Source organism: Enterococcus sp. AZ079 (genome assembly GCF_050547255.1).
Taxonomy (GTDB): domain Bacteria; phylum Bacillota; class Bacilli; order Lactobacillales; family Enterococcaceae; genus Enterococcus_D; species Enterococcus_D casseliflavus.
Map to the genome: position 1 here is coordinate 326,898 of NZ_CP172955.1, position 15,218 is coordinate 342,115.

At 43.2% G+C, this 15,218-nt stretch carries 15 protein-coding genes; 14 read left to right on the top strand and 1 reads right to left on the bottom strand.

The genetic code is table 11. The annotated features are described in order from the left end of the window. Positions 1-32: 32 nt before the first annotated feature. The 11 genes from IGJ15_RS01665 to IGJ15_RS01715 all read left to right on the top strand — a co-directional run bounded on the left by IGJ15_RS01665 (position 33) and on the right by IGJ15_RS01715 (position 11,652). A complete protein-coding gene (locus IGJ15_RS01665) occupies positions 33-1,382 on the top strand; it encodes a UDP-N-acetylmuramoyl-tripeptide--D-alanyl-D-alanine ligase (RefSeq protein ID WP_010749099.1) in 1,350 nt (449 codons plus the stop codon). Between the two features lie 290 nt (positions 1,383-1,672). Continuing rightward, positions 1,673-3,199, top strand: a complete 1,527-nt coding sequence (gene cshA / locus IGJ15_RS01670) for a degradosome RNA helicase CshA (RefSeq protein WP_010749100.1) — start codon at positions 1,673-1,675, stop codon at positions 3,197-3,199. Positions 3,200-3,401: 202 nt separating this feature from the next. Then, positions 3,402-3,767 carry a holo-ACP synthase gene (gene acpS, locus IGJ15_RS01675; RefSeq protein ID WP_010749101.1) on the top strand — a complete coding sequence of 122 codons (366 nt, stop codon included), beginning with the start codon at positions 3,402-3,404 and terminating at the stop codon, positions 3,765-3,767. Between the two features lie 121 nt (positions 3,768-3,888). Then, on the top strand, positions 3,889-5,010 hold the full coding sequence (gene alr / locus IGJ15_RS01680) for an alanine racemase (RefSeq protein WP_010749102.1): 1,122 nt from the start codon (positions 3,889-3,891) through the stop codon (positions 5,008-5,010). Between the two features lie 9 nt (positions 5,011-5,019). Further along, positions 5,020-5,391 carry a type II toxin-antitoxin system PemK/MazF family toxin gene (locus IGJ15_RS01685; protein ID WP_005227961.1) on the top strand — a complete coding sequence of 124 codons (372 nt, stop codon included), beginning with the start codon at positions 5,020-5,022 and terminating at the stop codon, positions 5,389-5,391. An 8-nt stretch (positions 5,392-5,399) separates the two neighbouring features. Beyond that, entirely contained in the window at positions 5,400-5,696 is a 297-nt protein-coding gene (locus IGJ15_RS01690) for a hypothetical protein (RefSeq protein WP_010749103.1), read from the top strand. 306 nt (positions 5,697-6,002) lie between these two features. Beyond that, complete coding sequence (gene rlmN / locus IGJ15_RS01695; protein WP_231435198.1) at positions 6,003-7,070, top strand: 23S rRNA (adenine(2503)-C(2))-methyltransferase RlmN; 1,068 nt, start codon at positions 6,003-6,005, stop codon at positions 7,068-7,070. A 196-nt stretch (positions 7,071-7,266) separates the two neighbouring features. After that, entirely contained in the window at positions 7,267-7,950 is a 684-nt protein-coding gene (locus IGJ15_RS01700; RefSeq protein ID WP_010749105.1) for a DUF969 domain-containing protein, read from the top strand. Beyond that, positions 7,951-8,871, top strand: coding sequence for a DUF979 domain-containing protein (locus IGJ15_RS01705; protein ID WP_005227977.1), 921 nt, complete (start codon positions 7,951-7,953; stop codon positions 8,869-8,871). A gap of 30 nt (positions 8,872-8,901) precedes the next feature. After that, positions 8,902-9,549 carry a pyroglutamyl-peptidase I gene (gene pcp / locus IGJ15_RS01710; RefSeq protein ID WP_005227979.1) on the top strand — a complete coding sequence of 216 codons (648 nt, stop codon included), beginning with the start codon at positions 8,902-8,904 and terminating at the stop codon, positions 9,547-9,549. Positions 9,550-9,990: 441 nt separating this feature from the next. Beyond that, a complete protein-coding gene (locus IGJ15_RS01715; RefSeq protein WP_010749107.1) occupies positions 9,991-11,652 on the top strand; it encodes a peptide ABC transporter substrate-binding protein in 1,662 nt (553 codons plus the stop codon). A gap of 100 nt (positions 11,653-11,752) precedes the next feature. On the opposite strand, the gene IGJ15_RS01720 is transcribed toward IGJ15_RS01715, so the two are convergent. Next, positions 11,753-12,088, bottom strand: coding sequence for a DUF3899 domain-containing protein (locus IGJ15_RS01720; protein ID WP_005227990.1), 336 nt, complete (start codon positions 12,086-12,088; stop codon positions 11,753-11,755). An 84-nt stretch (positions 12,089-12,172) separates the two neighbouring features. Between IGJ15_RS01720 and opp3b the strand changes: the two genes are divergently transcribed. The 3 genes from opp3b to IGJ15_RS01735 are packed head-to-tail and all read left to right on the top strand — an operon-like array spanning position 12,173 to position 15,209. Continuing rightward, positions 12,173-13,114, top strand: a complete 942-nt coding sequence (opp3b, locus tag IGJ15_RS01725; RefSeq protein ID WP_005227991.1) for an oligopeptide ABC transporter permease — start codon at positions 12,173-12,175, stop codon at positions 13,112-13,114. Then, positions 13,114-14,157 carry an ABC transporter permease gene (locus IGJ15_RS01730; protein WP_005227994.1) on the top strand — a complete coding sequence of 348 codons (1,044 nt, stop codon included), beginning with the start codon at positions 13,114-13,116 and terminating at the stop codon, positions 14,155-14,157. Before opp3b ends, IGJ15_RS01730 begins: the two co-directional genes overlap by 1 nt. Then, complete coding sequence (locus tag IGJ15_RS01735; RefSeq protein ID WP_216593164.1) at positions 14,157-15,209, top strand: ABC transporter ATP-binding protein; 1,053 nt, start codon at positions 14,157-14,159, stop codon at positions 15,207-15,209. Before IGJ15_RS01730 ends, IGJ15_RS01735 begins: the two co-directional genes overlap by 1 nt. The last annotated feature ends 9 nt before the right edge of the window (positions 15,210-15,218 follow it).

The window sequence follows — 15,218 nt, forward strand, 5'->3', positions numbered from 1 at the left end:
CTTTCTTTTTTTGTAAAAAAGGAGCGAAACTGATGAATTTTACTGTAAAAGAAGCCGCTGCCGTATTTGGTCAGCCAATTGAAAATGAGACACCACTTGCCTCTGTGGAGTTTGACAGCCGTCTAATCAAAGAAAACAGTCTTTTTGTTCCCTTGGCGGGGACTCGGGATGGACATGAATTTGCCCAACAAGCCAAAGACAATGGTGCGATCGCGACATTGTGGAGTCATCCCACCATCCAACCACCGCAAGGCATCCTTGTGATACCCGTCAAGGATACTGTCAAAGCGTTCCAACAGTTAGCACGAGCCTACAAAGAAAAACTTGCGCCAAAAATCATCGCTATTACCGGAAGTAATGGGAAAACAACCACAAAAGATATGGTAGACGCGGTTATGGCACAAAAATACCAGACCTACAAAACTCAAGGTAACCATAACAATGAACTAGGCGTGCCTTTGACTATCTTGCATGCACCAGAAGATACGCAAGTGTTGATTTTAGAAATGGGAATGGACCATGCAGGAGAGATCGAAGTCCTTTCGCGCTTAGCAGAACCTGATGCAGCGGCGATCACTTTGATTGGCGAAGCCCACATTGAAAACTTAGGGTCCAGAGAAGGGATCGCCAAAGCCAAAATGGAGATCACCGCAGGATTGAAAAAAGACGGCTTCTTTATGATGCCGGCGGATGAACCATTGTTAGACCCCTTTGTTCCTAACTTGACGCAGCCCATTGAAACTTTTGGCTTAACAGAGGGAGATCTGCAAGGAGACATCGTAGAGGAATCGCAAGATCAAACGATTTTTACGGTAGCAGGTAAGACTTTTACCTTACCGGTATTAGGCGGTTATAATGTCAAAAATGCCTTGATCGCGATTGGTTTAGGACGTCATTTTGGTGTATCAAATGAAGCCATCAAGGAGGGCTTGGCGCATTTTCAATTAACGAAAAATCGGACCCAATGGGTGACTGCCGGTAATGGAGCAGCGATTTTGAGCGATATTTACAATGCCAATCCGACTGCCATGGGTCTCGTATTGGATAGTTTCCGCAAATTGCCGTTAGAAGGAAGACGGATCGCCGTATTGGCAGATATGCTTGAATTAGGACCAGATTCTGCACAAATGCACGAGCAGATGGCCGCACATTTAGATGACTCGTTCCAACTAGTTTTTCTTTATGGCAAAGAAATGCAAGCATTGCAAAAACGACTAGCTCAGTCACCACTTGCTGACAAGGTGCGCTATTTTGCGACAGATGAAAAACCACAACTGATCGCCTCCTTAAAGGAAACTTTAGAACCTTCCGACAGCTTGGTAATCAAAGGGAGCAATGGCATGGGCTTGAGCGAAGTCGTTGATGCACTAAAAGGAATGTAAAGCGGAGTTGAAATCTTGCTGAAACTTTCAAAACGTGTTATACTTATCTAACGCCGAAAGATGAAGCACAGAATGATTACTGTAAAAAACATTGACGTTTTGAGATAAAATGATGGCTGAGACAAACAACACTTGTTTTAGCCTTTTATAATGCCTTCGTGAAGCGGTTTTTCGGTACCGAGAGAAAGATAAGAGTAAATGGGACTACTCTTGTGTTTCTGAAGAACTAACCTACGCTTCGATGATAGAAAAACAGGCATCGAAAAGATGACCAGCCTAGGAGGATCCATTTGAAATTTAAAGATCTAGAATTATCCAACGAATTATTGACTTCTGTTGAGCGTGCCGGCTTTGAAGAAGCAACACCCATCCAAGAAGCAACGATTCCATTAGCCTTAGCAGGCAAAGACGTGATCGGTCAAGCACAGACCGGTACTGGTAAAACCGCCGCATTTGGTTTGCCAATGTTAGAAAAAATCGACCCAGCGAACCATCAACTACAAGGATTAGTGATTGCCCCAACCCGTGAATTAGCGATCCAAACCCAAGAAGAATTGTATCGTCTTGGTAAAGACAAAAAAATTCGCGTTCAAGCAGTTTACGGTGGAGCCGATATCGGCCGTCAAATCCGTCAATTAAAAGATCGTCCCCATATCGTAGTTGGTACGCCAGGACGTATGTTAGACCATATCAACCGCCACACCTTAAAATTAGGTACGGTTGAAACGCTTGTATTAGATGAAGCAGACGAAATGTTGAACATGGGCTTCTTGGAAGATATTGAAAAAATCATCAGCCAAGTGCCAGATGTTCGTCAAACGTTGCTATTTTCAGCAACAATGCCGCCAGCAATCAAAAATATCGGCGTGAAATTCATGAAAGAGCCTGAACATGTTCAAATCAAAGCCAAAGAAATGACCGCTGATTTGATTGATCAATATTATGTTCGCTCAAAAGATTATGAAAAATTCGATGTCATGACTCGTTTGTTGGATGTGCAATCACCAGAATTGACGATCGTTTTCGGTCGTACGAAACGTCGTGTTGATGAATTGGCACGTGGTTTAGAAGCTCGTGGCTACAAAGCTGAAGGCATTCATGGGGACCTTTCTCAACAAAAACGGATGAGCGTTTTACGTTCATTTAAGAGTGGTCAATTAGATATCTTAGTTGCCACAGACGTAGCAGCTCGCGGATTAGATATTTCTGGTGTTACACACGTTTACAACTACGATATCCCTCAAGATCCTGAAAGCTATGTTCACCGGATCGGACGTACAGGTCGTGCCGGAAAAGGCGGAATGTCAGTGACTTTCGTTACACCAAACGAAATGAGCTACTTGCATGTCATTGAAAACTTAACGAAAAAACGGATGACACCAATGCGCCCACCAACCGAAAAAGAAGCTTTTAAAGGTCAATTAGGTGCCGCAATCGAATCTGTTGAAACAAAATTGGATGAAAATGGTTTGGATAAATACTTGCAAGCAGCCGACGATCTTTTGGAACGTTATTCTGCACAAGATTTAGCAGCACTGCTTCTAAAAACAATGGCGAAAGATCCAGCTGATTTAGAACCAGTCAAAATTACACCAGAACGCCCATTACCTCAAGGAAAAAAATCATTCAATAAAAACGGACGTCGCAGCAATAACAGCAATGGCGGCAATCGTAACCGCAAAGAAAACGGTGGGAACCGTGGCGGCGGCAACGGCAATAAAGCCCGTGGTAACTATTCAAAAGATGGTGCCCGTAAAAACAATCGCCGTAGCAACGACAAAAAACGCGGTTTCGTTATCAGAAATAACCAAGACTAATTGAGTTTGTGGACCTTGTAAGGAAACTTGCAAGGTCTTTTTTATATAAAAAACAAATACGAGTGATTGAAAATCTTAATCTCCGTATAAACTCGTCAGATTTGAATGGTAATTCGCCATTTTTTTGGTAGAATGGTAACTAGCTAAACAAGGGCCAATTCCAATTTGGAAACCCCTATCTTAAGTAAAGGTAGCGAGAAGAATGATTAAAGGAATCGGGATCGATGCAGTCGAGCTGCCTCGAATGAAAGAATTAATTGAAAAAAAACCTCAGTTTATAACGCGTATTTTAACGGAGAAGGAAGCAAAATTATTTGCCCGTTTGCCCCTGAAACGTCAGGTAGAGTTCCTCGGGGGGCGCTATGCCTGCAAAGAAGCGTTCTCGAAAGCTTGGGGGACGGGGATCGGCAAAGTTTCTTTTCATGATATTGAAGTCTTGACCAATGAATTCGGTGCACCGATCGTTACCAAAGCACCGCACCCTTTAGAAAAAACGTTTGTCAGTATCACCCATACAAATGATACTGCCTTTGCACAAATTATCTTAGAATTATCGGATAGTGAGTAACCTGAGTGGAAGTCGTCACTTGGTGAAAAAACTACGATACTTTATGGACGAACAGCCGACTACATAAAACCAACTTAATTTGTTTGTCTGATCAAGCATTAGTAGAAAGAAGGAACTGGAAATGGTGGTTGCTTACCATAGACCAACGAAAGCGATTATTGATACGACCGCGATTACTGAAAACATCAAAAATGAGATTGCTCACTTACCAAGCGAGACGTTTCTTTTTGCGGTGGTAAAAGCCAATGGGTACGGACACGGAGCGGTACAAACTGCTCAAGCAGCCAAAGAAGGCGGTGCAGCCGGTTTTTGCGTTGCGACGATCGATGAGGCGATCGAATTGCGAGAAGCAGGAATCACTGACCCGCTGCTGATTTTAGGGGTTGTGAACGTGCAAGATATTCCCTTACTTGCAGAATACGATTTTTCTTTTCCAGTCGCTTCGATGGACTGGTTGGTAGAAGCCGGTACTTATTTGGAGGAGAATCCTGTAAAGACACCGCTTAAAGTACATGTCAAAGTGGATACCGGCATGGGGAGAATCGGTTTTTTGACCCCAGAAGAAGTGCTTCAAGCCGTTCTTTGGTTGGAAACTCATCCCACATTTGATTGGGAAGGAATCTTTACCCATTTCTCCACAGCCGATCAAGCTGATACAACTTATTGGGAAACACAGCACCAGCGGTTTAAAGAAGTCTTAACTGTTTTGCCTTATTTGCCGACATATATACATACAGGCAATAGCGCGACCTCCTTGTGGCACAAAGAGGCCGTTGGGAATATGGTCCGTTTTGGGATCGCGATGTATGGATTGAATCCGTCAGGTCATGCATTGAAGGAACCATTTTCCTTAAAACCAGCCCTTTCACTTGTTTCTGAACTGATCCAAGTGAAATTACTTGAAAAAGGAGCGGGGATTGGCTATGGTGAGACATATATCACGCCCCGTCAGGAATGGATCGGCACTGTGCCTATCGGTTATGCGGATGGCTGGTTACGAAAAATGCAAGGCTTCTCACTCTTAGTAGAAGGCGAACCTTGTGAAATCGTCGGTCGGGTGTGTATGGATCAACTGATGATTCGTTTGCCGCGAGCCTTTGCTGTCGGTACAACGGTCACGTTGATTGGTGAGAATCATGGGAAACGAATTACGATGCAGGATGTTGCAGACCAGTTAGAAACGATTCACTATGAAGTAGCGTGCACCCTCTCAGCAAGGGTTCCGCGAGAATATAAAAGTTAGGGTGGTCCTATGGTAAAAAGGGGAGATATTTATTTTGCCGATCTTTCACCAGTCGTTGGATCGGAGCAAGGCGGAATACGACCGGTCTTGATCATTCAAAATGACTTGGGCAATCACTTCAGTCCCACCGTGATCATTGCGGCGATCACGGCAAAAATGGCGAAGCCGAAATTACCAACCCACATTGGAATTTCCGCTTCTTGCACAGGGATTGGCAAAGACTCCGTCATTTTGATGGAACAGATCCGCACGATCGACAAAAGTCGGTTGAAAGAAAAAGTTTGTCATTTAGACGATAAAGTGATGTGTGAAGTCGATGCTGCTTTGATGATCAGTATTGGTGTGGAGCCGACCTTTGCTACATCAACGATCGAGGTGTAAAACAAGCAATGGGGTATGTAGTATTAATAGTAGTTGTCATTTTATTGATTCTCTTTACTTATAAACATATTCGCCGTTTTCTTTCAGAAACCAAAAAGCGCAACGAAACCATGGAACAAGGGTATTACCTTGTCAGTCATACATATGAAGAGAAACGGGAACAGACCCATTATTACGGCGTTTTTCAACAAGGAGACAAAGAACTGATATTAGAAATGTCACTCCATCTTTATTTACAGCTACAGCCACCGCAACGAGGGATGTTGACCGCCAAAGAAGGCCAAGTCCTTTCTTTTGAAGGGTGATCATGTGAAGAAAGCAATGCCCATGAGAGAGTATCTCTTCAAGGAAAAGCAAACAAGCAGGAAAGAGCTGCTCCATTTATTTCACAGGAGTTGGTTCATTCGCTGCTTGTTTTTTATGACTAAAATGTTTGTGAGAGCTATTTCAAGTAAGATGGCGTGATGGATGGGAACATTGAGCGTCGAAAAAAATGATCAACCAGCGCAGTAGAGCAACGGTTTCGCTTTGACAAACAACCAAGGTACGGTTGCTTTTCACAAAGAATTCAGTTATAGTATGTAGCGACTAGTTTGAAAAGAGGGAAAAAAGTGAACCCATCGATTTATGGACTTACCAAATCAGATCTATCTTTGTGGATAACTGAACAAAACGAAAAGGAATTTCGAGCCAACCAAGTGTGGGAGTGGCTCTATGAAAAACGAGTAACCAGCTTTGAAGAAATGACCAATTTACCGAAACCTTTGATTGAGAAACTGACGGCAGCCTTTGTGATCAATCCCCTGAAGCAGATGGTGGTACAAGAAGCCAGTGATGGGACCGTCAAGTATTTATTTCAATTGCCCGACAATCACATGATTGAAACGGTCTTGATGCGTCAAGAGTATGGCATGTCGGTTTGTGTGACAACCCAAGTCGGTTGCAACATCGGCTGTACCTTTTGTGCCAGTGGGTTATTAAAGAAACAGCGGGATTTAACGGCAGGCGAGATCGTGGCTCAAATCATGTTAGTACAACACTATTTTGATGAACGCAACGAGGGAGAACGGGTCTCTCACGTAGTCGTCATGGGGATCGGCGAACCCTTTGATAACTATGACAATGTGATGCATTTCTTGCAGATCATTAACGACCCAAAGGGTTTAGCGATCGGTGCGCGGCATATTACCGTGTCAACCAGCGGCTTAGCGCATAAAATCAAAGAGTTTGCGGAGAACGGCTTGCAAGTGAACCTAGCGATTTCGCTGCATGCCCCAAATAACGAAGTCAGAACCTCCATGATGCGGATCAATCGGAGCTTCCCGATTGAAAAACTGATGGCAGCGGTCGATTATTATTTAGAAAAAACCAATCGTCGCATCACGTTTGAGTATATCATGCTGGATCATGTCAACGACCGACCGGAACATGCCCGTCAGTTGGCAGCATTATTGAAGGATAAAAAGAAATTGTCTTACGTCAACTTGATTCCTTATAACCCAGTGAGTGAGCATGACCAATATGCTCGAAGTAAAAAAGCCGATGTGTTAGCTTTTTATGACATTTTAAAGAAAAACGGCATCAACTGTGTGATTCGTAAAGAACATGGGACAGATATCGACGCAGCATGCGGACAGCTGCGAAGCAAACAAATGAAAAAAGAAGCTTCTGCTTCTTAAACACAAAAAACCAAAAGAAGGACTGCACAAGCGCAGTTCTTCTTTTGGTTTTTTATTATCTAAGCAATTAAAAAACGCCTTAAAGAAAGCGTATTCCTGTAAAGAAAATTCAAAAAACATTGTTTTACAAGAAAAAAATAGATTATACTAAAAGCTGGTATTCATTAAAAATAACTTACTGTGAAAGGATGATTTGATGGAATGGATTAAATTAATTGGTATTCTAGTTATTTTAGTCGGCTTTTTGCTGAAGCTAGATACTATTGCTGTCGTAATCGTTGCTGGTTTTGTCACCGCGCTTGTGTCGGGGATTTCTGTTGTTGATTTTTTAACAATGTTAGGAGAAGCGTTTGTCAATAATCGACTCGTTACACTGTTCTTACTGACACTACCGATGGTCGGCTTGTCAGAACGTTTTGGCTTGAAGCAGCAAGCAGTCATATTGATTGAAAAGATCAAAGGCTTAACACCAGGGAAGTTCTTAAGCTTGTACTTGTTTATTCGAGAACTTGCTGGCTTTTTCTCTATTCGGATCCAAGGACATACACAATTTATCCGCCCGATCGTTAACCCGATGGCGCAAGCTGCTGGGGAAAACAAATTTGGGGAACTGGATGAAAAAGATCAGGAAAAAATCAAAGCTCGGGCTGCCGCTAACGAAAACTTCGGGAATTTCTTTGCGCAAAATACCTTTGTGGCTGCTTCTGGTGTGCTATTGATCGTAGGAACATTGCAATCTCTTGGCTACGATGTGGCAGCTAGTTCGATCGCGCAAGCCTCATTGCCGATCGCATTGATCGTCTTAGTCATTGCTACATTGTCGAACTTGCTCTTTGATCGTAAATTAGCAAAAAAATATGGCAAGAAGGAGGACAAATAGATGGAAGGAATCGTTAACGGATTACTGGAATTCTTTTATATCTTGATCGGATTGCTGTCGATCATGACGGCTGTACGGGTTTTTCGTGAAGCGGATCATCCCACCCGATTAGGCACCTCTGCTTTTTGGTTACTGCTAGGGATCGTCTTTGCTTTCGGGAATTTCTTGCCGTATCTTGTGGACGGTATTTTGATCGTTTTGATGGGCTGTTTGACCTTCTTCAAACAAGTGCAGATTGGTAAAATCGTGGACGTGGATGATGAAAAAGCAGAAGCATCGGCTAAACGGATCGGTAGTACGATCTTCGTGCCATGTATCAGCTTAGCATTGATCGCTGTGGTGATTTCTTATACACCATTAGGAGGCCAAGTTGGAATCGGGATCGCATCGATCTTAGCGCTCTTGTTGGCAGTCGTGTTGACTTCCGCTAAACCGAAAACAGTGCTGGACGATTCCGACCGGATGCTTCGTCAAGTCGGAACTGCCGGTATCTTGCCGCAGTTATTAGCAGCACTAGGTGTCATTTTTAACGCTGCTGGTGTCGGTGATGTGATTTCTCAAGGAATCTCTGGTGTCGTGCCAGAAGGCAATCGTTTTATCGGTGTCGTGGCTTACTGTTTAGGAATGATGATCTTTACTATGATCATGGGAAATGGCTTTGCGGCATTTACCGTTATTACCGCAGGCATCGGTGTACCTTTTGTGATGGCTCAAGGCGGCGACCCAGTCGTTGCTGGTGCGTTGGCTATGACCGCTGGTTTTTGTGGCACATTGCTGACTCCGATGGCAGCCAATTTCAACGCACTGCCAGTGGCCTTGTTAGAGATGAAAGACCCCAATGGTGTCATTAAAGCACAAGCCCCAATTGCTTTATTATTGTTAGTGATCCACATCGCTTTAATGTACTTTTGGGCATTTTAGTGGTAAAACAAAGAGGGAAGGATGATGGAAATGAAACTACTAATTACCGGATTTGATCCATTTGGCGGAGAAGCAATCAATCCTGCCTTAGAAGCAGTGAAATTACTGCCAGATACAATTCATGGTGCACAGATCGTGAAAGCAGAGATCCCTACTGTATTTGGGAAATCAGCAGCGATCGTCGCAGAGAAAATTGAAGAGATCCACCCAGATGTCGTTTTAAACATTGGCCAAGCGGGTGGACGGTTTGCCATCTCACCAGAACGAGTGGCGATCAATGTAGATGATGCCCGGATTCCTGATAACGAAGGCAATCAACCCGTCGATGAAGCGATCCAAACAGAAGGGAAGCCTGCTTACTTCACACAACTGCCGATCAAAGCAATGGTAGAAAACATGAAAAAAGCAGGAATACCGGCAGCCGTTTCTAATACTGCTGGAACCTTCGTCTGCAACCACATCATGTATCAAGTACAATACATGATCGATACAAAATACCCTGAAATGAAGGGTGGTTTTATCCACGTGCCGTTTATTCCTCAGCAAGTCGTCGATAAAGCAGGACAGCCTGCAATGAGCATCGAAGACATCGCCAAAGGATTGACTGCAGCGGTGGAAGCCATCGTTGATTATGCCGACAAAGAAGATCTAAAAGCAATTGGCGGCGCGATCCATTAATCATTGAAGGACATCCTTTCGGGGATGAAACAAATGTCTTTAAGGCGAGAAGACCTGATCAGCAAGCATGCGATCAGGTCTTTTTTTGGTCTGTTCTGATAAAAATCATTGGCGATTTCTGTATATTTACCCTTCTATCAGACATTTCTCATTTTGACGGATCAAATGAAAAAGAAAGACAGAAAATGAATGTAAGTTACATTTAACCATGTTTTTTTATTATTTTTTTTGCTTTATTTCTTATAAATAAAAAAAGGAAAAATAGCATTTAACGAATGTTTGATGAGAGTAAGGTAAGTAAATACCAAGAAAACTTTCTGTCAGAGGTGTTTTTTATCGAAAAAAGGATTGCTTTTTTAATAATTATTAATTAAAATCTTATCTAACTTCAGAAATCGCATGATTATTCTGAAAATTAATTCAATTAAGGGGTAGGACAGGATGAAGAATAAATGGGCCTATGGTTTAGTGGCTGTGTGTGGCGTGGCGTTAGCCGGTTGTACAACGGGCGGAACAAATAGTTCAAGCAATGACACAGCAGCAAGCGGTGACAGCAGTGCAGAACAAGTGTTTAACATAGTGGTTTCACAAGAAATGCCAAGTGCGGATCTCTCATTAGCAACCGATACGATCAGCTTCAGTGCATTGAACAATGTATATGAAGGACTGTATCGTTTGGATGCTGACAGTACACCACAACCTGCTGGTGCAGCTGAAGCAGCTGAAGTTAGCGAGGATGGACTGACTTACAAGATCAAATTACGTGAAGATGCGAAATGGTCAAATGGTGACCCTGTTACAGCAGCGGATTACGTCTATGGCTGGCAACGGACAGTCAAACCTGAAACAGCATCAGAATACGCGTATCTATTTTCACCAGTTAAGAACGCAGATGCCATCACAGCAGGCGATACGGATCCATCAGAGCTAGGCATCAAAGCAGTGGGGGATTATGAATTAGAAATCACCCTAGAAAAAGCAACACCTTACTTTGACTACTTATTAGCATTCCCATCCTTCTTCCCACAAAATCAAAAAGTGGTAGAAGAAAATGGCGATCAATATGCGTCAACCAGCGACAATGCCGTTTACAATGGACCATTTGTCTTGACTGGGTTTGATGGACCAGGAACGGATACGGAATGGGCTTATGAAAAGAACGACCAATATTGGGACAAAGATACTGTTAAATTACAAACGATCAACGTAAGCGTCGTGAAGGAATCCTCAACTGCCTTGAACCTTTTCCAAGATGGTCAAGCAGATGATGTCATCCTAACAGGTGAATTAGCGCAACAAATGGCTAACGATGAAGCCTTTGTTTCTCAACCAGAAGCAACGACTTCTTACCTAGAATTGAACCAACGTGATGAAGATTCACCTTTCCGTAACGAAAACTTACGTAAAGCGATCTCTTATGCGATCGACCGTGATGCCTTAGTGACATCGATCTTAGGGGATGGTTCGATTGCTTCAACTGGGTTGGTACCAGAAGGCATGACCTTCAGCCCTGGTGATCATACAGACTTCACGGAAGCAGCTGGCAGCGTCATTGAATACAATGAAGAACAAGCCAAAGAACATTGGGAAAAAGCCAAAGAAGAATTAGGGATCGATTCATTAGAATTTGATATCTTAGCTTCTGATACAGACTCAACGAAGAAAATCATTGAGTACTTGCAAGATACGATCGAAAAAACATTGGACGGTGTGAAAGTCACGTTAAGTCCAGTACCATTCTCTGTTCGTTTGGATCGTTCAAACGCTGGTGATTTTGATACAGTAATGGGCGGTTGGGGTGCTGACTATGCCGATGCAAGTAGCTTTACAGACTTGTTTACGACAGGCAATTCATACAACCGTGGGCAATGGAGTAACGAAGAATACGATGCAGCCGTTGAAGCAGCGGGTACAACCAATGCCAATGACCCTGACAAACGTTGGGAAGATCTAGTCAATGCAGAAAAAATCATTATGAATGAACAAGGTGTCATTCCAGTTTATCAAAAAGCGGAAGCACACTTACGTGCAACAAAAGTCAAAGGTGTTGTTGCTCACGCAGCGGGCGCACAATACGACTACAAGTGGACATCAATCGAATAATCACGAGTAGTTGACTTGAAATGCCGAAGAAAAGGCTGGGACAATTTCTTGTCTCAGCCTTTTGCTTCTCATTTCAATGAGTAAAACTATAAGAATGAAATTAACTAGTAGCAATCATTAAAAAGAGCAATGAAAGGAATAACAAGAAGACACCAGGCCATAACCAAAAGGCGTAGCTCTGTTTGCCGACTTGGGATAATTTCAGATAATCTGTTTTATTTTTGGAAAAAGCTTTCTTCATGGAGTATTGAAAATGGTCAAAGAAACCAGAAGCAAATACCCATAAAAAACCGCCAATGATCAAAAAGAACAGCGCCCACAAGAAAAGGGCATCTGAAAGAGCTGCTATGGAAAATTCATTTTTTATGGCTAACCATCCGCCAGAAATTGCGAGGCATAGGAGGGGTATGAGCCCACTACTTTTTTTTATTTTCATGATCTGACTCCTTTTTAATGATTCGTACTATGTTAATTTACATAATTATTGAATAGAAGTCAAAATACTTAAGGGGGAAACTGCGTGAACAGCTTTTTGAAATATTTATTGAAACGAGTGTTCTACATGGTCTTAACATTATGGCTGATTGCCACGATCACCTTTTTCTTGATGCAATTTTTGCCAGGAACACCATATACGAATGCTGAAAAATTAAGTCCAGAACAAATTGCCTTGCTAAATGAGCAAGCAGGATTGGACAAACCGATCATTACCCAATATTGGCTTTATTTGACCAATTTACTAAAAGGTGACTTTGGAATCTCTTTCCAATTTAAAAACCAGCCAGTAGCGAATTTATTATCAGGAAGAATCGGACCTTCACTGCAACTAGGGCTACAAGCGATCATCTTTGGTACGTTCTTTGGGATCATTTTAGGAACGATCTCTGCGATGAAACAAAATACTTGGATCGATACAACGTCTACCTTAGTGGCGATCTTAGGACGTTCGATCCCTAACTTTGTCTTTGCCGTGTTGCTGCAATACATTTTTGCCATCAAACTAGGGATCTTACCGATTGCTAAGTGGGAGACTTTTGCCAGCACGATCCTACCGACCGTCGCCTTGGCGATGTCGCCATTAGCGGATTCCGCCAGGTTTATTCGAACCGAGATGGTGGAAGTGCTGCATAGTGATTATGTCGAGTTGGCACGAGCAAAAGGGTTGAGCCGCTGGGAAATTGCCTTCAAGCATGGTTTGCGGAATAGTTTGATTCCGTTATTGACGCTGTTAGGACCGCTAGCTGTCGGTTTGATGACGGGTTCTCTTGTCGTAGAAAATATTTTTGCGATCCCAGGTATCGGTGAACAGTTCGTAAAATCAATCATGACCAATGACTATCCAACGATCATGGCGGTAACAATTCTTTATTCCGCGATGTTGGTCTTTGTTATTCTTGTTGTTGATATTTTATATGGAATCGTTGATCCGCGGATCCGAGTTTCAGAAGGGAGTCGTGGCTAATGGCAGAGAAACCTTACACAGCAAATGATGTTGCTGCCATCGATGCAGCCAAATTTCAACCGTTACAAAAAAATACCAATGAAGAGCGTGAAGCGATCGCAACCCCTTCATTAACGTTTTTCCAAGATTCATGGCGTCGTCTGAAAAAGAACAAAGCCGCTGTTTTCTCAATCATTTTGCTGCTGATCATTATCGCGATCTCAATCATTACGATTTTTGTCTCGCCACATGATCCAACTGCGCAAAATGTGACCTTTACAAATCTGCCGCCGAAAATTCCTGGTATCAACATCAATGGCTTAAACGGCTATGCGATGGTGGGAGGCGAGCTAGTAGATAAGTATGCAGCTGCCAATGTTCCTGACGGGACGTATTTCCTTTTAGGAACGGATGGCTTGGGTCGTGACCTACTGAGTCGTCTATTTGTAGGAACACGTATTTCCTTGTTGATCGCGTTTATCGCGGCAATGCTTGACATCATCTTTGGTGTAACCTATGGCCTGATCTCTGGTCTTTTAGGTGGACGGATCGATAATGTGATGCAACGTTTTCTAGAAATCTTATCTGGTATTCCCAACTTAGTGGTAATGATCTTGATGTTGGTGGTTTTTGAACCTGGGATCTTCTCGATCGTGGCAGCAATGGCGATCACTAACTGGATTCCAATGGCGCGGATCGTACGGGCCCAAACGATGAAACTAAAAGATCAAGAATTCGTTTTAGCCGCAACGACGCTGGGGGAAAGTCGCCTCAAGATTGCGATGAAACACGTATTACCGAATATTTCCAGCGTGATCATCGTACAAATGATGTTCAGTATCCCCTCGGCGATTTTCTTCGAGGCCTTCCTAAGCTTTATTGGGCTAGGATTAAAACCACCTTCAGCATCTTTAGGGATGTTACTAAGCGATGGCTACAAAACCTTCTTGTTCCTGCCTTACCAAATGTGGGTACCAGCTGTGACCTTGTCTGTGATTATGATTGGGTTCAACTTGCTGGCAGACGGTTTGCGTGATGCCTTTGATCCGAAAATGAAAGAGTGATTGCTATGAAAAAAGTCTTAGAAGTGAAAAACTTAGAAATTTCTTTTGACACCTTTGCTGGGAAAGTCCAAGCGATCCGCGATGTCAGTTTCGATCTATACAAAGGAGAAACCTTGGCGATCGTGGGCGAATCTGGGAGCGGCAAGTCCGTGACGACCCGCAGTATCATGGGGTTGTTAGCCAGCAATGCCAATGTCGATAATGGCCAGATCCTCTTCAATGGGACGGACATTTTGAAAAAATCCGAAAAAGAACTGCAAAAAATCCGTGGCAAGGAAATCGCCATGATTTTCCAAGATCCAATGACTTCATTGGACCCAACGATGCCGATTGGCAAGCAAGTGGCAGAATCATTGATGAAGCACAACAAAATCAGTAAAAAAGAAGGCTTGCGACAAGCGTTGGAACTATTGAACCTTGTCGGCATCCCGAATGCTGAGAAACGCTTGAAAAATTATCCGCATCAATTTTCTGGTGGTCAGCGGCAGCGGATCGTCATTGCGATCGCGTTGATCTGTTACCCGCAGATCTTGATTGCAGATGAACCAACGACTGCATTGGATGTAACGATCCAAGCACAAATCTTAGAGTTATTAAAAGATATCCAGAAGAAAATCAATTCGTCCATCGTCTTCATTACCCATGACTTAGGGGTCGTTGCCAATGTGGCGGATCGGGTGGCCGTGATGTACGGTGGGAAAATCGTCGAAGTGGGGACCGCAGAAGAGATCTTCTATAACCCACAACATCCATACACTTGGGGCTTGTTAGGTTCGATGCCGACGTTAGAAGGAACAGGCGATCGCTTGTACGCGATTCCTGGTTCACCTCCAGATTTGTTAGATCCGCCAACAGGTGATGCTTTTTATCCACGGAACGAGTTTGCCTTGCAGATCGATGCTGAACAGCAACCGCCATTCTTTGACGTCTCACCGACGCACAAAGCGGCCACTTGGCTGTTAGCGCCACAAGCACCGAAAGTGACTCCGCCGGATGAGATCTTGATTCGCTGGAAAAAATTCCAAGAAAAAAATACTCAGGCATCTGTCTAAAGGAGGAGA